Source organism: Salibacterium qingdaonense (assembly GCF_900114715.1).
GTDB lineage: Bacteria > Bacillota > Bacilli > Bacillales > Marinococcaceae > Salibacterium > Salibacterium qingdaonense.
The window spans coordinates 1-16,976 of the sequence record NZ_FOTY01000020.1; the positions used below are offsets into that span (position 1 = coordinate 1).

Sequence of the window (16,976 nt, forward strand, 5' to 3'; positions counted from 1 at the left end):
GTTAGAGGCCGATGATTTTTCATCGGACACTCCGTACTATACCAAGGGGGCTCTTTTTTGTTCAAAACCCACATTTTCCCCTAACAGGAATGCTCCTTTAGTTGGAACACCCCTCCCTTTTGTATGCGCTTTCAAAATTGTGTACCCTCCTTTCTTTCAGCAGCGCTAAAGGAAGTGTTCTCTCCTTATTATCCTGTGCCCTGCCGGCGCTTTCGTCTATAATCATCGTCTCAGTATACGACCGTATCAGGCACTCTATGTTCTTTGGAAAAGGGGACCTCCGGAAAGAACCGTTCAAATGATTATTCTGGTTACTGCTGGAAAAAGTATGTTTAGCTTATGGTAAATCGGGGAACATTCTAATGGATTTTATTTCGAAGAAAAAGGAGCGTTCATACCATGTCAGCTATTCCTTACATTCAACTGAACGATGGAAACGATATCCCCGCCGTCGGCTTCGGCACCGTGATGCTGAACGGAAATCCGGGCGCAGGCGCCGTCGCAAGCGCCATCCGTAATGGTTACCGTCTCATTGATACAGCGTACAATTACGAAAATGAAGGAACGGTCGGAGAAGCCCTCACACGCACGTCCGTCCCGCGCGAGGAACTGTTTATTACATCAAAGCTTCCGGGCCGGTATCACAGCTACGATAAAGCGCTGGTTACCATTCAGGAATCCCTGTACCGCGCCGGTCTCGATTACTATGACCTGTATCTGATTCATTGGCCGAATCCGAGCCAGGATACATACGTCGAAGCCTGGCAGGCTCTGATTGATGCGCAGAAATGGGGACTTATCCGCTCCATCGGTGTGTCCAACTTTCTACCGGAGCATCTTGACCGTCTGAAGCAGGAAACCGGCGTGCTGCCTGCGGTGAACCAGGTGGAACTGCATCCGTTTTTCAACCAGCAGGAGCAGCGGAAGTATCATGACGACAACGGCATTATCACCGAATCCTGGAGCCCGCTTCATCAGGCCGGCGGCATCAATGAAAACAAAACCCTGCAGGGCATTGCCGGCAAATACGGCAAAACCGTGGCACAGGTCGTGCTGCGCTGGCATCTTCAAATCGGCGCGGTTCCGATTCCGCGTTCCTCGTCTCCCGACCGCCAGCTGGAAAACATCAATCTCTTCGATTTTACTCTCGAAGAGGAAGATATGCAGACAATCAACAGCCTCACCCAGGACGACGGCCGCATCTTCGACGGCGACCCGGCGGTGTATGAAGAATTTTAATCGTAATACAAGAAGGCTGCCGCGGCAGCCTTCTTTTTTATGGATGCATGGTTTTTACGAGAGGCGCTGCGCTGTCGTTCCGCCGGCTGTGGACACTGCAGGCGGAAAATAGACGACTAGTGTCCACATGTCGTCCTTTTGTGGACACTACACCGTTCCAATCAAGAGTTAGTGGGCGCCGGCCGCAGGCAATGGACACTATCTACGGATGCAGGAAACCTTAGTGTACCCGAACACTGCTTCCGTGGACACTATGCATGCTTCCGGGCTGTATAGTGTCCACAGAACTTTTCTCAGAAAGACGCTGTTCTATTTATCTTTTTTCAAATGATGAACAGCATAACGCAGCGGCCCGGCAAAAACAAATCCTGCGGCAGCTGTGCCGAGAAAGACAGGCGCATAGGACAGCCATTCGATGTCTCTTCCCAGCCCCCAATCGATTCCTATGCGTGAAACGGTAATGGCAGCAGGTATTCCAATCGTCCAGAATAATATAACAGGGAGACCTTTTGGCAACGTTTGTCTCCTTTCTTTACAAAATGTGATGCTCTCCTTATGACTCCTCTTCGATCCAGGCGGCCGCTTCCTGGTGCGCTTTTTCACTCAGCACCGGGCCAAAGTGGCCGAGGCCGTCCAGCAGGCGAACGTCGGCGCGGCGGGTATCAAAGACCTTTTCATATTGACCTGCATGAAACGATTCGTCCGCGCTGCCTGCGAGCACGCGTACGTTTTCCATCGCAGCAATGTCTGAGGCGTAGTCATCCCGTGGATGCATTCCCTTCTGGAGCCGGTAGCTGTAGGTCAGCGTTTCGGTGCCGTCCCGGACGCTCTCCGGCATGTTGAACGAAATCACATCCAGTCCGTTCAGATAGCCGATTCCGATCGTATTCAGCATACTGAGCCCGGCCATGCGCGGCACATTCACATTCGCCCAGCCGCTCTCTTCGCTTTGGTTGGTCGATGCGGTGTGGTGGATATAAGGAGCAAGCAGAAGATACCGCTCCACCGCGGGATGAGCTTCGTCTCCGCCGGCTGTCCGGATCACCGTTCCGCCGCCGCTCGAGTGCCCGCCGAGTACGATGGACGCTTCCGGATGACGGTCCCGGACCACATCGATCAGGTCATGAACATCTTTCTCCAGCCGGCTTATGTGATCAATATCCCCGCGCGTCTCAGGTGCCGGTCCGTGGCCGCGCAGGTCGGGCGTGTACACAGACGCCGTACCAGCTTCTGCGAGGTGGGACGCAAGCGACTGCAGATACGCGCTGTGATAACCGGAACCGTGAAGCAGCACGAGCACCTGGTCCGCGTCTGATTCATAATGCCGGTACGATAACGTCGAACCATCGCGTGCCTCATACGTTTCAAGCTTCGGCAGCTCGTCGTCTTCCGTTTCGATGTTTTCCATGTTCAGGCTCGTTTGCTCCCCCGCCGGCGCCTTTGTTTCAGAAAACAGCGCCAGACCGTGGGCCAAACCGAGGTAAATCACCACCGTCGAAGCCACCGTTATCCCGGCAATGCGGCGTACCTTTTTCACCCCATCCCCTCCCTTACAGGATGTATTTTCCGACCATTACAAACTTTCTGCACCTTCGTTATTTCCTATTTTACTTGTATGTTATGAAAATTCAAAAACATCCTGTTTTTATTCGTTCTTGGAAGCTTCATACTATATAATAGACACAGGAAGATACAAATGCTTTTGGCAGACTGAAACGTTTGCTGAACGCAAAGGTTGCTGTATTGGAGGTGAGAAAGATATGAAGAACCAACCCATTTATGTGGAGATACCAATAGATACGAACATAGACACGTTATGGGAAGCCAGCCAAGATCCAGTTTTGCATGCGCAGTGGGATCTTAGATTTTCTTCTATTACGTATGTACCCAAAAAAGAATCGGAGCCGCAATTATTTTCATATAAAACAAAGATGGGTTTTACGGCCGTAGAGGGATGGGGGAAAAGTGTCGGAAGTTTTCACGCAGAAGACGGTTCACGCACATCGTCGCTGCATTTTGGAACCGACCAATCCCTTTCCCCTATCCGTGAAGGAAAGGGATATTGGAAGTACCAACCCAAACATGATGATACGATCACTTTTTTAACACAATATGATTATACCCCTGGATTCGGCCGTATCGGTGACTTTGTCGACCATTTTATTTTCCGGCCATTGATGGGATGGGGAACTGCCCTTAGCTTTGATGTGTTAAAAAAATGGTTGGAACAAGGAGAGACACCGACCTCTCAATATATAAGGTTCTTTAGTCACTGGATTCTGACGTTCTTTTTCTTCTTTATATGGATGTATCATGGTCTTATTCCTAAACTTATTTACAGGCATCCGGATGAAATGGAGATGGTCCAGGCCTCTCTTCCCCTTTCGAATACGCAAAGCTTATGGGCAGTGCTGATTATAGGAATGGGAGAAGTTATATTTGGATGGATATGGCTGTTGTATAGAAAGAAACGGCATTTATTTTTTCTACAGATGATTCTTTTACCTCTTCTCACTCTTTCTGCCGTGCTGGCTGATCCACGTTCTCTCGTTGATCCATTTAACCCTTTCACCTTTAATCTGGCGTTATTTGTTCTATCGATTGTGGGGTACTTCATCAGCGCTGGAGAACTGCCAACTGCCGCCAACTGTAAAAGAAAGAAAGAAGGAGCTTGAGATGACGATTTACAAATGGGTTCTGGGAGACGAATTTCATCGATTACATCCAGCACTGCAGCGACGATACGAGTTACTGGATGGCAGCCGTTTTGAAGGGCAGGGCGTGATGCGGACCATAGAGGGTGGTCCAAAGTGGTTACTTCCCTTGTTTACACTAGGAACCAGGTGGAAACTGCTGTTTCCGGAACGCGGGGAACATATTCCTTTTACGATAAGGAACACCCGTAGAACAGGTGATGATGGGCAGGAGGAAATTTATTGGGAAAGAATTTTTCATTTTGAGAAAAACAAAAGGTATTTCCATGCTGTCATGAGCCTTGATAAGAAAAGAAATATAATCAAGGATTATTTGGGAGAACCGCCCATCGTATACTCCGATTTATCGTTTTCTGTTTTACGAGACGGCGGGTTACATATCACATCAGAGAAGCAGCGGTTGATACTCGGGAAAATAAAAATTCCTATCCCAAGACCTTTCCAGGGCGCAGCCTCCGTAACCGAGAGTTTTAATGAGAAACATCAAGTGTTTAAAGTAAAAGTCGTTGTTGAAAACCCTTTGATTGGCACGCTTTTCTCCTATGAAGGCGAATTTACAAGGGTCGACATTCCGCAACGTTGGCTGCTTTAATATAATCTAGTTCATGTTGAAAGGAGATATTTTTATGTTTAACCGGGTGCTTGGGTATGCGGCGGTAGGTTGTGCCATGTTGGGCTGTCTTTATGTGATGGTTCAGACCTATTACGACCTTCAAACGGCGGTGCAGCGGGGTAATCCGGGAACGTCCCCCCTTATCCGGATGACACTATCCGCGGTGGGAATCGGAATACTGCTCGAAGCAGAACGGATTGTATCCCTGTTCCGGCGCGGTCCCGAGTTCAATTGGCTTCTCATCCCAACGCTTATCACCGGCATTTTTGTTTTTGTCCCAAGAGGAAACTGGCTCGCGTGGTTTGACGCCGACAGGCCGTTTTATGCTGATATGTTTTTTCTTCCAGAGACACATGCTGTTCTCTCCGTGGCAGCAGGGGTTCTTTTGATCAAAGGGCTGACCGGGCGGAAAAGGGAATCTTGACCCCTTATTCCAGTCCGATTTTCTGTTTAAATTGTTCTATCCGCGCTGTATTTTCTTCTCTAAATGCTTTCACAATTTCTTTTTTCCGTACACTCCAGGGTTTTAGTGCGTTTTCTTCTTCGTATGTTTTCAGCTTATCGATCATGATCGTTTCCTTATAGCCGTTTTTTGCATATTCCTCCCAGTACTCCGTCTCGGTGAGATTCTCGGCTTCCATGGTGTTACGGATATCTTTCCATGTTGGTTCCGCATTATCTATTTTTCCGTTTTCCAGTTTACTCCTCACATTATTGGACATCTCCATCGCTTCTTCCTCTGTGACTTCTATTCCGACCTCCTGCGCTCTATTAACGACCGCTACCCGCTGCACGAGATGATCGAAAGTTTCCTTCTCTGCACGTTCTTTTGTCATTCCGTTGTTATTCTGCAGTTTTTCGCTGATCCGTTCATATGCTGCAACACGCAGTTCGTCATTGATCGGATTCAACGTTTCTTCTCCGCCGGAACAGGCTGTCAGGACGAGCATGAGCAGGAGCATCCATCGTTTCATGCCTTTCCCCACTTTCGTATTTCCTGTATGATGATACTGCCATCTTATCATAGAGATTAACGCCCGGCTTCCATTTTTGGAAAAATCATAAGAAACGAAAGCCCGGGTGTTTTCGTACTATAGAATAAAATGAAAAGGAGGTCTGCATCTTGGAATCATCGCTGCAGCAGCCCGAGCGGCGGCTTTCAAAGAAAGCGGTACGCGTCTGGGTCATCACCAGTATTCTCGAACAATTCATCAATATTGCTGTTCTTGGAGTGCTCTACTACCTCGATCAGCGGTTCTCGTGGCCGGATTGGGTAAACTGGATCCTCATCGGACTTGTTGTTCTTATTGTTTTAAGTGCAGTCTGGTCTATATTTATCAGCCCTTGGCTCACGTACAGGCACTGGCGGTATGATGTAAACGACGAATTTCTCCAGTTGAAGCGCGGCGCGATAAGAGAAGTGCATCACATCGTACCGATGACAAAAATTCAGTCCATCGCAACGAAACAAGGGCCGTTTCTACGGAAATACGGACTGCTTACGCTTACCATCAAAACGTTGAACTCCGAGCATGAAATTCCGGCGCTGCCGGAGGATACCGCGATCGACGTGCGGAATCTCATCGCGCGGTACGCGAAAATCAAGGAGGTGGAAGAATGACGCAGGCCAAACGCTACCACCCGCTTGTGCTCGTATTCCAGCTGAAAAACCTGATCCGCAACATGATAATTATCGGGGTTTATCTGTTTGTGTTCAACGCCGGTTCCGACGACGCCTTCTACACGTACGCCCGTTACATATTTCTCGGGATTTTCGCCCTGATTGCGTTATCGTATGTCTATAAATGGTTCACTCATACGTATAAGCTTGATACCGGAGCGTTCCAGCTGTACAAAGGGCTTTTCGCCAAATCAAGACGGACCGTTCCTTTTTCCAAAATCCAGAACGTGCAGCGTCATACGTCCTGGCTCCACCGTCTCTTCGGCATGACGTCGATTACATTTGAAACGAACATGGAGGATCACGACGATTCTGTCACGTTCCGGGCCGTGCCGCCGGCGGAAGCAGACCGGCTCGAGGATGTTGTGAAACAGCACGAAGCGGAGACAGAAACCGGGGAGGCAGAAGCGGATGCCGCAGAAGGCGATGCAGAGACGGAACCGTCCGCCCCGCCTGCGAAAACCGTTCATTTCCGTCCTGGAACAAAAGATCATATCAAAGCATCGTTTTTGTCCTTGAGCTTTTTTGCCTTGATACCGGTGATTATTTCTCTCGTGTCGAACGTCGACTCCACCGACACATTCAACCGGGTGATGGAAAGCGGTTTTGTATCTGCTCTCATCGATGCCTGGTGGAAAATTACCCTTATCGTCGTGCTGTTCGCGGCGGCTGCGGTTATCTTCGGCGCGGTGAAAACCATTCTTCAGTACGGCCGCTATGAAATAGCATCCGATGACGAACGGATCTACATTACAAAAGGATTCTTCCAGACCTCGTCGTTCTCTGTGCAAAAAAGCAGAGTGCAGGCGGTGGAATACCGGCAGCCACCCATCAACCGGTGGCTCGGCATGACAGAGATGAGGCTGATCAGTGCCGGCGGGGCAAATGCCGCAGGCGGAACCGAAAACATCACATCGCTGTACCCGTACATGTCCACCGCCCGCGCCGCCGGATTAATCGAAGAAATCCTGCCTGTTTTCTCCATCACCGATGCCATGACTCCACTGCCGCGCCGCTCCCTTTTCGTCCGGCTCGTGCGGCCGAGCTGGGTCTGGCTGATCGCAACCGGGCTTCTCTTTTACTTCGAGCCGTCGCCGTTTGATATCTATATTCCGTGGTGGATACTGTCAGCGGTGCTGCTCGTTCTCGTGATACTCTCGCGCCTGCTTGATTTCGCCCACACCCGCTACGCCGTCCATAATGAATGCATCCAGTGGAGAAAAGGCGGCTGGACCACCTTTTTGTTTGTAACAAAGCGGGAAAAAGTGTCGGAAATGACATTCAAACGCGGCATTCTCCAGAAACCAGCCGGCCTCTCGACGATGGTAACGATCAACCGCTCCAATCCGGTCAAACACACCGACATCGACGACATTCCCGTGGATTCCGCGCGGGACATGAAAGACTGGTACAGCCGGCGGACCGGTGACATACTAACCGAATAACCAGCGTCGTTTATCTGAACCGGGATCTCCGGTTCTTTTTTTGCTTAAAAGGGAGCCGGCTGTGGTTGTTTCAGGCTGCGGCGGCTCCGTGGACACTACACCGCCGGGAAGCATGTTTAGTATTCATGGAAGTGCAGTTCGGGGACACTAAGACTTCCGGCACCAGCAATTAGTGTCCATTGGTTTCCACTGGGGCCCACTAACTTCTGAGTTAAGCGGTGTAGTGTCCACCAAACGATTATCCGTGGACACTACACCTTTGTTTTTCGATGATAGTGTCCACAAAGCTGCAGCCCTTCTTTATAGAAAACATATGAATAAAAGAAGACATACTGTTTAAGCTAGGTATAAGAATGCATACGGCACAGGAAGCGGAGGTTAGAACATGCCGGGATACAAAGAGCTATCAACCGATTTAAACAGACAGATCGTATTGATTCACGATCAGGTGATAGAATTATGGAAAGAATACGTGTTATTCGACTGGCACTGGTGGTTCGGAGTGTTCGTCACCATTATCTCCATCGCGGCGTGGTGGTTTTTTCATGACCGAAGAAACCAGGGAAGCCTTCTCTTGGCCGGACTCACCGCTGCTGTCTGCTCCGCCACGTTCGACACAGCCGGACATTACCTCGGCTTATTCGATTACCATTACGGCGTTATCCCGTTAATCCATAATTATATCCCGTGGGACTTTATTTTCATCCCGGTTCTCGTCATGTTTACAGTTCAGCTTTTTCCTACACGCTCCTTTATTCTGCGGGGCATTGTTCTTTCTGCTCTGATATCGTTTGCAGGGCTGCCGTTGCTTCATTGGATTGATATTTATCATTTGCTCAACTGGCGGTACGTCTACTCGTTTATCTCGATGTTTATCATTTTTCTCGCCGCTTACGGCATGAGCCGGATCCGGAACCACTCCGATCTGTAAAAAGTTATTTTCCAAGCACCCGATGTTTCTATCCATCGGGTGCTTTTTTCGTGGATTTCCAGGTTTTATGATTTTCTCCATTGACCATATGTAAGTATTAGTGTACTATATAACTAGTTCACTAACACAAAAGAAAAAGGAGAGAGAAAACATGCAGGGTTGGGGAAGTTTACTGAAAAAAGAACTGCGGCTCGGACTGCCGGCGTTTTGGATTGTTGTTGGCGCTCTATTATTTATCGGTGGAATTGCCTCTTATTTTGGGGGCCGGAACGGGGTATTGAATGAAACATTGTTCATTTTCAGTGCAGTAACGTTTCTCGGGATGGCTCTGTACCTCGGCTTTTATTTTATTTTCAGCATGACGGCGGAGACGAAACGGCTGCATTTATGGCTCCATCACGCGCGGTCGGCTTCGGGACTGATTTTCGCGAAGATGACGTCCGGCGTTATCTATCAAGTGATGATTATGGCGGTTCTTATTGCAATTGTCTTCATCACCGCCACGCAGGTACAGTGGGATGTCTTCTCAAACGATTGGAATTTTGGAGTAAGCGCAGTTGTAGTCCTAAGTATCCATATCGTGCTGTATTCCATCAGCATGAGCATTGGTCTCCTTTTTTTCTGGATGATTTTTCTATTGATGAAAAAAGCCATGCCGACGATTCTCAGTATATGTTTGACCGTGCTTGCTGCCATCGCCGCTCTCATTGCATTTGGATGGTTTGCCAATACGTCGTTTTATGCGGCCATCACGGAGTGGGGAACAATTAATCTGGAAAGTCTATTCTTTTGGATTAATTTCTCGTTTCTTCAAGTAGAGACACCGGTGGTCTTTATCGGCTCTTATGTATTTGACATCCTTTTGACTGTCGTCTTATTTCTTGCGGCTGTCTGGATTCTGGATCGAAAAGTTGAGGTGTAGTCTATGAGTCAGGAATTCGAATCGAATACGCCGATTTACATGCAGCTGGCGGAGCGGATCAACCGCCGGATTCTGCGCGGCGAACTGCATCCCGGCGAAAAACTTCCGTCGGTTCGGGAGACGGGGGTGCAGTCAAATGTGAACCCGAACACGGTGCAGCGCACCTATCAGATCCTCGAGCAGTCAGGTATTGCAGAAAGCCGGAGAGGACAGGGAACGTTTGTCACAGAAGACCCCGCCATCCTCCGGTCGATGCGTGAACGGTTGAAGCGGGAGGAAATCGCTTCGTTCGTCCGGGTCATGAAAGATATGGGATATGAAGCACGCGAAATTCAACACGGAATCCAGGAGTTTTTAGAGGAGGAGAATGAATCATGATTGAATTGCAGGGAGTAACCAAACGATACCACGGGAAAAAAGCACTCGACTCGGTGGATTTGACGCTGGAACCAGGTAAAATTGTCGGGCTTGTCGGAGAAAACGGAAGCGGAAAATCGACGACACTGAAACTGATTGCCGGGCTGAATCATCCGACAAGAGGGCGTGTCACCGTCAACGGGCACAAAGCCACGCGCCGGATAGCGGACCGGGTCGCCTACCTGTCCGAACTTGACGACTATTATCCCTTTTTCACGGTCGGCGGCATGATTGATTTTCACGCTTCGCAGTTTCCGGACTTTGATACGAAAAAAGCCGATGAAATGCTGTCGTTTATGAACCTGGAACGCAGCAGCAAAGTCAAAACCTTGTCCAAAGGAAACCGCGGCCGCCTGAAAATCGTGCTCACGCTCTCACGTAACGTGCCGGTGCTGCTCATGGATGAACCGCTCTCCGGTCTTGACCCGATGGTGCGCGATTCGATCGTGAAAAGCCTGATTTCCTTTATCGACATCGAAAACCAGATTGTGCTTATCACCACCCACGAAATCAAGGAAATCGAAGGCATTCTCGACGACGTCATCGCCATCAAAGACGGACATATTATCGGCCATCACAACGTCGAAGACCTCCGCTTCGAACACGGCAAAGGCATCGTCGAATGGATGACCGAAGTATATCAGTAAGGGGCTGCGGCTCCTTTCTTTTTTTTGATGTGGGAAATTTCTCGATCAATTCCCTGGATTTCTCGATCGATCCGCATGTTTCTCGATTGATTCCAGCGGAAAACATGAATTTCTGCATCGATTCTCATCATTTCTCGATCGACTCTCCACATTTCTCGATTGATTCTCCAGAATACTTGCTTTTCACAACAGGAACGTGTATTCTATAAAGGAACAAACGTTCTCGGAAAAGGAGGGGTTTATGACGATTGACCACGACCGCCTGTTTAAGGAGATTCTGACGACTTATTTTGAAGAATTTATCGCGCTGTTTTTTCCAAAGGTGTACGATGCTGTCGACTTTTCGGGCATTCAGTTTTTACCGGAAGAAGTGTTCAGCGATGTGACTCAAGGGGAGAAATACAAGGTGGATGTCCTCGCAAAAACGAAGTTGAAAGAAGAAGAAACCGTCATCATTATCCACACCGAATCCCAAAGCTATCCCCAGCCCGATTTCAACGAACGCATGTTTATTTATTACGGCCGACTGTACGAGAAATACCGCTGCCGCATTCTGCCGATTGCCCTTTTCACCTATGATCAGAAACGAAGCGAAACCGATACATTCACCATCCGCTTCCCCTTTCACGACGTGCTCCACTTTCAATTTCTTATGATCCAGTTAAAACAGCAGAACTGGAGACAATTTATCCATACAGGTAACCCGGCAGCCGCTGCATTGCTTTCCAAAATGGGGTATAATGAAAAAGAGAAAGTACAGGTTAAAAAAGAATTTCTGCGTATGATGGTGCACATGAATATCGATCGAGCGCACACCACCCTATTATTCGGTTTTTTCGAAACGTATTTAAAACTGACTTCGTCCGAGGAACAATTACTAAAAGAAGAGGTGAAAATGATGAGAAAGCCGGAAGGAGACAAAGTCATGGAGATTATGGTGTCCTATGAAAAAGAAGGGCTGGATAAAGGATTGGAGCAAGGAAGGGTACAAGGATTGGAACAGGGCAAAAAGCAGGGAAAAGAAATGAACAAAATTGAAACGGCGTCGGCCATGCTGAAAAAAGATATGGACGTTCCTCTTATTGCAGAAATCACAGGACTCCCGCCCGAAGATATTCTGCGGTTAAAAGAAAAATAAAGATAAAATGTGGACAGCTGCTGTCTTGCGCAGCGTCTTTTTTTTCCAGTAACAATGACCCTGAGTTCCCCGTTCATTTCGACGCCTCCATAGAAATTTCCCCCGTAATATATACAACACGCACCCCAATTGTTAAAGCCACAATCAGGGTGCGGTATTCTAAGGTATTTCCACCGTAAACGGGGCAAACTCTACATTTTTAAGTTCGCTCATATCTCCATTTAACGCCGTTTCATTTCCGTCTTGCTCCAGTTTCACCCCTCCTCCATCACTCGGTAACTTGAGGTAAGGTGTTATCGTTAATTGTTGAACCTTTTCTCCAATGGGATCAAATAACTTATTACCCGTTGAATGAATGCTGCCGTTTTTCTTTGTTCCTGAGCTTCCGCCCGAATACGAGGTGACTTCTTCTCCATTTCTATCAGTTATACGAAATTCAAGGTACTGTGCCGGGATGCGGCCGATACGGCCACTTTCGGGTGCCGGTGAAACTGTTTTATAATTCAAACTGATACCAGATGGACTGATCGACATATCGGAAACATGTAAATCAATGTTTCCCGTTGTTTGGTTATGATTGACCGCGAATGTCTTTAAGCCTTCTATCGTTTCTACAGGAAAAGAAAATTCCCATTCTTTCCCATTATCTGCTTCCATGAATAGCTCAAAGTTAAATTGATCAGGAGCTTCATTTCCTATATTAAACTCCATTATCCCTGTTCGTGAGGTTGGTGAAAGAGTTGTGGCCTGGTGACCGCCGGAACTGCCGTCCGGAAATTCTCCGTTTATTTTATATCGGAAAGAATCTCCTGAAAAGTAGTGTTCCCCAATAGCATCCTCGGACTCTAGAAAATAACTAATCGTCAATCGTGAGTTATCATACAATACTTCCTTAATTGTAATAGTTGTCCCATCAATGGTCTGGGTTTCACCAATCGCATTTGTCAGCTCCTTCTCACTGGCCTGTTCCAATCCTGGTCTTCCGTTATCACTAAAGATAGAACCGACAACCGGGATATTTGATACGGCATTCGCAAACGCCGGTGAAAAATAGGCAGTTCCCATAAATAAGGCAATGAAAACAGCTGCGGCACCCGCCATGTAAAGTATTTTACCCTTCACCGTTTTCGATATGGGAGGTTTTTCTATAGTTGTGTGCTGCTTGTTTTCCTTTCTGCTTTTTCCTTTCTGCATTCCTTTCGAAATAGCTGCAAATACTTCTTCTTTAGGAAAGTCCATTTCATTATGCTTATCAGGCCCATTCTTCATTTCTGCACTCTCCCCTTTCTATTTGTTTTTTCAGCCTATCTTTCCCTCTGCGTAAGTACGTTTTCACCGTTCCCTCCGGTTTCTCCATCACTTCTGCAATTTGTTTGATCGGGAGGTCATGGTAATAAAACAGTAAAATTGCCGTTTGCTGGGAATGTTCGAGCTTATCCACCGCTTCGGCAAGACGTGCTTCCCGCCTGGTTGTTCCCTTAAAGGAGTCAGCCATCTTCTCTTCAAACTTTTCTTCCTCAAATGGAACTGTTTTCTGCGTTTTCTTTAAAATTTTATAGCATTCCCGGATAAGAATCCTCACGAGCCACGTAGAAAAGAACTCAGGTTTTTTCAACTGATGAATAGACAAAAATGCCTGGCATGCTGCCTCTTGAATAGCATCGAGGGCATCATCCTTGTTTTGTACATAAGACATCGCAATAAAATACAGTTTTTCACTTTCAGATTGAAGCAGACTTTCAAAAGCTTCTTCCTCTCCATCCATGGCTTGTTGAACCAGTCCTGTATCATGATTCATCTCTTCTCTCCCCCCTTTCACCAATTAGAGAAATTTCAGCGGGGCAAAAGTTTCAAAACAAGAAAATTTCGTTGAGTTATTAAAAAAAGAGCCTTCCAATGGCTCTTTTTTTAATGTATTATGTACCGCTGTGATCAGGGGCTGCATCTTCTTAACATCAACCGACTGCATTTCCTTATCGATTCTTCCGATTTATGCTTCACTCCTGCTCATTCTTCACATAAATGCGTGCCTCCAGAAGCGCGTTACGCCATTTGTTTCTCCCTTCATAGCGGGGCTCTTCTGCTTCGGTAGTGACAGCGTCATAGATCCGCTGCTTCGCGTCTTCGGGCAGTGCGCTCGAGGAAACGGCTGCGGCCTGTTTCAGAAGCTCGAGGCTGTTGTTGATAACAACCACCGGTTCTCCGGCTGTTTCGTCGAAGGAATCCAGCGCGTCCACCACGGTACCAAGGACGACCAGCGCCCGCTGCACCGCTTCTTCGATCCTGCCTTCGGCTGCGTGTTCCTCTACTTTTTCAAGCACCTGGTGTGCGCCTTCGAGTGCCATGGGAACGTCTCCGGCGTCGATCCTTCCATCCTGAACCCGCGCTTCGATATAAGCCTGCACTTGTTTTTGGGCGGAAACAAGGGGTTCTTTGTTTTGATGAAAAAGCGCGAAAATACGGCTTCTGATTTCCGGATACTCCGATGCAGCGCTGCGCAGCAGATTTCGAAGATCGACCTGATCAAACGATGCGAGTGCTGTTTCCACATCGGGCCCCTCCGGATCAGGAACCGGCTCGTCGTCTTCTTTTTCTTCGCCGAGGGCAATCAGCGCCGCAGCGGTATGTTCGCAGTATCCGGCATTTTCAAGGCAGTCGCAGAACGTGCGCACGACTTCAAGAGAGTCATCGAGCACAATATCCACACTGACACTTCCGGCCACTTCCACAACAAAGTGGTGGCGGTACGGCTCACTGATTTTGGTCACTTGTTCCTCCGCCATATACATCATACCGCGCGAAAACGTATCCTCATTTATTTCCTCTTCTATATCGAACAAATGCATGAATCCTGCCTCCCCAATCATTGTCTTCTCGTGTTCCACAAACGTAAACGATTCAAATTTTCCTCCACTATCATCCAAAATTAATCCGACAGAACCTGCATAATACGGACGACAAGTGCCGCTATCAAGTCCGTCTGTTTGAGTCCGCTTTTATTTTTTCATTCCATTTTCTGTGTAGTCAATCCTGTCAGTACTCTGCACTGTCTATACGGATAAGCCGCGGCCCGCTGCCATATTCTATCTGTTTTATGTAAACTTGACTGAAACTACACCATATCGCTTATCATGTCCCCTCCTCGTCCTCTTCTCCTATTCATGTTACCAAAAAAGTCCCGGTAAATTTTATAGAACGTTTGGAACGCAGAACAAAAGGAAACAGGGAATTACTTGTATTTTATAAAAAGGAGGGCCGCCTCTTATTACTGCCGGCATTTCAATAACAATTTTTATAGTTTCCGCTCTCCTATCCGCTTTTTGTGCGGTCCGGTTGTCCACGTACGCCAACCAAATCAGCCAGCACACAAAAATAGGTGGTCTTGTAGCCGGCACAATGCTGCTGGCAGCCGCCACTTCGCTTCCGGAACTGACCGCGACGGTTTCTGCCGGAATCATCGGGAATGCTGATATTGCCGTGGGAAATGGGCTTGGGAGTATCATTTTTAATATCTTCTTTTTGTTTCTGCTGGATGTTCATTTCCGTCGTCACCGCCTGTTTTTGAACGTCTCGGACCACCACCTTTATACCGGCATCATCGGCCTGCTGTTATGCGCCATCACATGTGGCGGGATGATTCTCCATCTCCCGCTTTCTCTTTTATGGATCAGCCTCATCAGTGTGTTGGTCACAGCGGTGTACGCCGCCGGGATGTGGTACATTTCACAAAAGCAAACTATCACACAAGGATCATCTGCTGCTTCATCAAGTGTTGAAACGATTTATGTCCCCCGCACGGTGCAAAAATTCATCTTTTTTGCTGCTGTGATTTTCGTTTCAGGCAGTGCATTGTCGGTATCCGGGGATATTATGGCTGACACAACAGGAATCAGTGCTACAGCCGTGGGCAGTATTTTGGTCGCAACGGCAACGTCGATCCCGGATGCTGTCAGCGTTTATGTCGCTCTTCGGTTAGCCAACGTCAATCTCGCTGTCGGAACCATTCTCGGCAGTAATGCTTTTAATGTACTCATGACAGCCATAGGAGATCTCTTTTATACAAAAGGGAGTATATGGAATGACACGAGTAATCAAACCATCATTATTGCTGCGGCCGGCTTTGTACTGACCGGTCTCGTGATGGCCATTATCAAAAGAGATCACACCCGGAACACACTCACGTATATCGTGCCGTCCCTGATTATCGTCACGAGCTACATTGTCATAATTACTTCGATTTTGTTCTATAACGAAAACAGTTAAAACATACGGCAGGATCGCTCCTATCTATGCAGAGGAAGGGGGATTTTTGGGGAGAGAAGAACTCCTGTTTCTAAAGTACGACCGGGCAACGTGCCATCCGCCCCAGACAGCCGGCTCCTGCATCGAAAGCGGCTTCGACAGAAGTATCCTGCCGGTTTGGTTTATGAAGCAATGTCAGATAACAGTGGCTCAAAAAAGATCTTTCCATTTTGTCAAAAAGAATTCCACCCCAGATTCATCCAACATCTCATTTTTGACAGAAGTGAATACGCATTGCTATAATAAATTTTAATTAAAGATAACTAAGGTCTATAATATCCTTTTAAATATCAACTGAAGGAGCAGATAACGATGGAAGATAACATATTTGATGAAATGGCAGAGCGGTTCGATACCCCGGAACAAATCGAGTTGTCGGAGATTATTGGGGAAGAAATTAAAAAGAAGCTGCCGGACGCAGGCTCAAAAGACGTGCTGGAGTACGGTGCCAGCACGGGGCTCGTTGGTTTGCAGCTGACCGGTAAGGTGCGTTCGGTGCAGCTCGTTGATTCGTCCGAGCCGATGCTCCATATGGCCCGGGAGAAGATTTCCCGCCGCAGCCTGTCAAACGTCCGCGTTCAACACGCGGATTTCACGAAAGAAACGCCGGAGCTTGAAGCGGACGTCATCGTCATGTCCCTCGTTCTCCACCATATTCATGATGCAGCAGACCTTCTGCGGCAGCTGTTTCGCGTGTTACGACAAGGCGGGCGGCTGCTGATCGTTGATTTTGATAAAGACGAGACGATGGATCAGCATGACCATATCCACAAGACGCTCTCCCATGACGAGCTGACAGCGTTACTTACCGAAGCCGGCTTCTCCTCCACAAACATCAGAACATTCCATCACGGAAAGGGCCTATTTAACGAACAGGACGCCTCCCTGTTTCTCGCGGACAGTGTTAAAGAATAAACGGCGGAAAAA

Annotated in this window: 20 protein-coding genes; 13 read left to right on the forward strand and 7 right to left on the reverse strand. The window is 47.9% G+C overall.

Features of this window, described 5'->3' with window-relative positions:
- The first annotated feature begins 399 nt into the window (after positions 1 to 399).
- On the forward strand, positions 400 to 1,239 hold the full coding sequence (locus BM058_RS13245) for an aldo/keto reductase (RefSeq protein ID WP_090927532.1): 840 nt from the start codon (positions 400 to 402) through the stop codon (positions 1,237 to 1,239).
- Positions 1,240 to 1,548: 309 nt separating this feature from the next.
- Here the strand turns inward: BM058_RS13245 and BM058_RS13250 are convergent, their stop codons facing one another.
- Together BM058_RS13250 and BM058_RS13255 are read right to left on the reverse strand one after the other, a co-directional pair.
- Positions 1,549 to 1,755 carry a hypothetical protein gene (locus BM058_RS13250; RefSeq protein WP_090927533.1) on the reverse strand — a complete coding sequence of 69 codons (207 nt, stop codon included), beginning with the start codon at positions 1,753 to 1,755 and terminating at the stop codon, positions 1,549 to 1,551.
- A 37-nt stretch (positions 1,756 to 1,792) separates the two neighbouring features.
- Complete coding sequence (locus BM058_RS13255; protein ID WP_090927534.1) at positions 1,793 to 2,776, reverse strand: alpha/beta hydrolase; 984 nt, start codon at positions 2,774 to 2,776, stop codon at positions 1,793 to 1,795.
- A 118-nt stretch (positions 2,777 to 2,894) separates the two neighbouring features.
- Here BM058_RS13255 and BM058_RS13260 point away from each other — a divergent pair, with 118 nt between their 5' ends.
- The 3 genes from BM058_RS13260 to BM058_RS13270 are packed head-to-tail and all read left to right on the forward strand — an operon-like array spanning position 2,895 to position 4,990.
- Entirely contained in the window at positions 2,895 to 3,914 is a 1,020-nt protein-coding gene (locus tag BM058_RS13260) for a DoxX-like family protein (protein WP_407690188.1), read from the forward strand.
- Between the two features lies 1 nt (position 3,915).
- Positions 3,916 to 4,545: a DUF4166 domain-containing protein gene (locus BM058_RS13265; RefSeq protein WP_090927536.1), complete on the forward strand. Its 630-nt coding sequence runs from the start codon at positions 3,916 to 3,918 to the stop codon at positions 4,543 to 4,545.
- 34 nt (positions 4,546 to 4,579) lie between these two features.
- The gene (locus tag BM058_RS13270) at positions 4,580 to 4,990 is read left to right on the forward strand and encodes a hypothetical protein (RefSeq protein ID WP_090927537.1); all 411 of its coding nucleotides are present in this window, start codon (positions 4,580 to 4,582) and stop codon (positions 4,988 to 4,990) included.
- 4 nt (positions 4,991 to 4,994) lie between these two features.
- Here the strand turns inward: BM058_RS13270 and BM058_RS13275 are convergent, their stop codons facing one another.
- Positions 4,995 to 5,540: a hypothetical protein gene (locus BM058_RS13275; RefSeq protein ID WP_143083027.1), complete on the reverse strand. Its 546-nt coding sequence runs from the start codon at positions 5,538 to 5,540 to the stop codon at positions 4,995 to 4,997.
- Between the two features lie 149 nt (positions 5,541 to 5,689).
- Between BM058_RS13275 and BM058_RS13280 the strand changes: the two genes are divergently transcribed.
- The 6 genes from BM058_RS13280 (at position 5,690) to BM058_RS13305 (ending at position 10,609) form a co-directional block, all read left to right on the forward strand.
- Positions 5,690 to 6,187, forward strand: coding sequence for a PH domain-containing protein (locus tag BM058_RS13280; protein ID WP_090927539.1), 498 nt, complete (start codon positions 5,690 to 5,692; stop codon positions 6,185 to 6,187).
- A complete protein-coding gene (locus tag BM058_RS13285; protein ID WP_090927540.1) occupies positions 6,184 to 7,692 on the forward strand; it encodes a PH domain-containing protein in 1,509 nt (502 codons plus the stop codon). Before BM058_RS13280 ends, BM058_RS13285 begins: the two co-directional genes overlap by 4 nt.
- Before the next feature lie 385 nt (positions 7,693 to 8,077).
- Complete coding sequence (locus BM058_RS13290; RefSeq protein WP_090927541.1) at positions 8,078 to 8,623, forward strand: CBO0543 family protein; 546 nt, start codon at positions 8,078 to 8,080, stop codon at positions 8,621 to 8,623.
- Positions 8,624 to 8,774: 151 nt separating this feature from the next.
- Positions 8,775 to 9,545 (forward strand): hypothetical protein, encoded by a 771-nt coding sequence (locus BM058_RS13295; RefSeq protein ID WP_090927542.1) that lies wholly within the window; start codon positions 8,775 to 8,777, stop codon positions 9,543 to 9,545.
- Between the two features lie 3 nt (positions 9,546 to 9,548).
- Positions 9,549 to 9,923 (forward strand): GntR family transcriptional regulator, encoded by a 375-nt coding sequence (locus BM058_RS13300; RefSeq protein ID WP_090927543.1) that lies wholly within the window; start codon positions 9,549 to 9,551, stop codon positions 9,921 to 9,923.
- Positions 9,920 to 10,609: an ABC transporter ATP-binding protein gene (locus tag BM058_RS13305; RefSeq protein WP_090927544.1), complete on the forward strand. Its 690-nt coding sequence runs from the start codon at positions 9,920 to 9,922 to the stop codon at positions 10,607 to 10,609. Before BM058_RS13300 ends, BM058_RS13305 begins: the two co-directional genes overlap by 4 nt.
- Here the strand turns inward: BM058_RS13305 and BM058_RS18320 are convergent.
- Complete coding sequence (locus BM058_RS18320; RefSeq protein ID WP_177195558.1) at positions 10,603 to 10,761, reverse strand: hypothetical protein; 159 nt, start codon at positions 10,759 to 10,761, stop codon at positions 10,603 to 10,605. The two genes, BM058_RS13305 and BM058_RS18320, sit on opposite strands and share 7 nt — an antisense overlap.
- A gap of 89 nt (positions 10,762 to 10,850) precedes the next feature.
- On the opposite strand from BM058_RS18320, the gene BM058_RS13310 reads away from it, so the two are divergent.
- Complete coding sequence (locus BM058_RS13310) at positions 10,851 to 11,747, forward strand: Rpn family recombination-promoting nuclease/putative transposase (RefSeq protein WP_090927545.1); 897 nt, start codon at positions 10,851 to 10,853, stop codon at positions 11,745 to 11,747.
- A gap of 159 nt (positions 11,748 to 11,906) precedes the next feature.
- On the opposite strand, the gene BM058_RS13315 is transcribed toward BM058_RS13310, so the two are convergent.
- The 3 genes from BM058_RS13315 to BM058_RS13325 all read right to left on the reverse strand — a co-directional run bounded on the left by BM058_RS13315 (position 11,907) and on the right by BM058_RS13325 (position 14,593).
- Positions 11,907 to 12,941: a DUF4179 domain-containing protein gene (locus BM058_RS13315; RefSeq protein ID WP_177195559.1), complete on the reverse strand. Its 1,035-nt coding sequence runs from the start codon at positions 12,939 to 12,941 to the stop codon at positions 11,907 to 11,909.
- Positions 12,942 to 12,999: 58 nt separating this feature from the next.
- Complete coding sequence (locus BM058_RS13320; RefSeq protein ID WP_090927547.1) at positions 13,000 to 13,545, reverse strand: sigma-70 family RNA polymerase sigma factor; 546 nt, start codon at positions 13,543 to 13,545, stop codon at positions 13,000 to 13,002.
- A 199-nt stretch (positions 13,546 to 13,744) separates the two neighbouring features.
- Complete coding sequence (locus tag BM058_RS13325) at positions 13,745 to 14,593, reverse strand: SWIM zinc finger family protein (protein ID WP_090927548.1); 849 nt, start codon at positions 14,591 to 14,593, stop codon at positions 13,745 to 13,747.
- Positions 14,594 to 15,035: 442 nt separating this feature from the next.
- Here BM058_RS13325 and BM058_RS13330 point away from each other — a divergent pair, with 442 nt between their 5' ends.
- Together BM058_RS13330 and BM058_RS13340 are read left to right on the forward strand one after the other, a co-directional pair.
- Positions 15,036 to 16,010 (forward strand): sodium:calcium antiporter, encoded by a 975-nt coding sequence (locus BM058_RS13330; RefSeq protein ID WP_281244700.1) that lies wholly within the window; start codon positions 15,036 to 15,038, stop codon positions 16,008 to 16,010.
- 351 nt (positions 16,011 to 16,361) lie between these two features.
- Complete coding sequence (locus BM058_RS13340; protein ID WP_090927551.1) at positions 16,362 to 16,964, forward strand: class I SAM-dependent methyltransferase; 603 nt, start codon at positions 16,362 to 16,364, stop codon at positions 16,962 to 16,964.
- Positions 16,965 to 16,976 lie beyond the last annotated feature (12 nt).

Bases quoted from the DNA above. Each gene is read 5' to 3' on its own strand.
- BM058_RS13245 (WP_090927532.1), top strand. From the start codon at position 400: ATGTCAGCTATTCCTTACATTCAACTGAACGATGGAAACGATATCCCC.
- BM058_RS13265 (WP_090927536.1), top strand. From the start codon at position 3,916: ATGACGATTTACAAATGGGTTCTGGGAGACGAATTTCATCGATTACAT.
- BM058_RS13270 (WP_090927537.1), top strand. From the start codon at position 4,580: ATGTTTAACCGGGTGCTTGGGTATGCGGCGGTAGGTTGTGCCATGTTG.
- BM058_RS13275 (WP_143083027.1), bottom strand. From the start codon at position 5,540: ATGAAACGATGGATGCTCCTGCTCATGCTCGTCCTGACAGCCTGTTCC.
- BM058_RS13285 (WP_090927540.1), top strand. From the start codon at position 6,184: ATGACGCAGGCCAAACGCTACCACCCGCTTGTGCTCGTATTCCAGCTG.
- BM058_RS13290 (WP_090927541.1), top strand. From the start codon at position 8,078: ATGCCGGGATACAAAGAGCTATCAACCGATTTAAACAGACAGATCGTA.
- BM058_RS13295 (WP_090927542.1), top strand. From the start codon at position 8,775: ATGCAGGGTTGGGGAAGTTTACTGAAAAAAGAACTGCGGCTCGGACTG.
- BM058_RS13300 (WP_090927543.1), top strand. From the start codon at position 9,549: ATGAGTCAGGAATTCGAATCGAATACGCCGATTTACATGCAGCTGGCG.
- BM058_RS13305 (WP_090927544.1), top strand. From the start codon at position 9,920: ATGATTGAATTGCAGGGAGTAACCAAACGATACCACGGGAAAAAAGCA.
- BM058_RS18320 (WP_177195558.1), bottom strand. From the start codon at position 10,761: ATGTGGAGAGTCGATCGAGAAATGATGAGAATCGATGCAGAAATTCAT.
- BM058_RS13310 (WP_090927545.1), top strand. From the start codon at position 10,851: ATGACGATTGACCACGACCGCCTGTTTAAGGAGATTCTGACGACTTAT.
- BM058_RS13315 (WP_177195559.1), bottom strand. From the start codon at position 12,941: ATGCAGAAAGGAAAAAGCAGAAAGGAAAACAAGCAGCACACAACTATA.
- BM058_RS13320 (WP_090927547.1), bottom strand. From the start codon at position 13,545: ATGAATCATGATACAGGACTGGTTCAACAAGCCATGGATGGAGAGGAA.
- BM058_RS13325 (WP_090927548.1), bottom strand. From the start codon at position 14,593: ATGCATTTGTTCGATATAGAAGAGGAAATAAATGAGGATACGTTTTCG.
- BM058_RS13340 (WP_090927551.1), top strand. From the start codon at position 16,362: ATGGAAGATAACATATTTGATGAAATGGCAGAGCGGTTCGATACCCCG.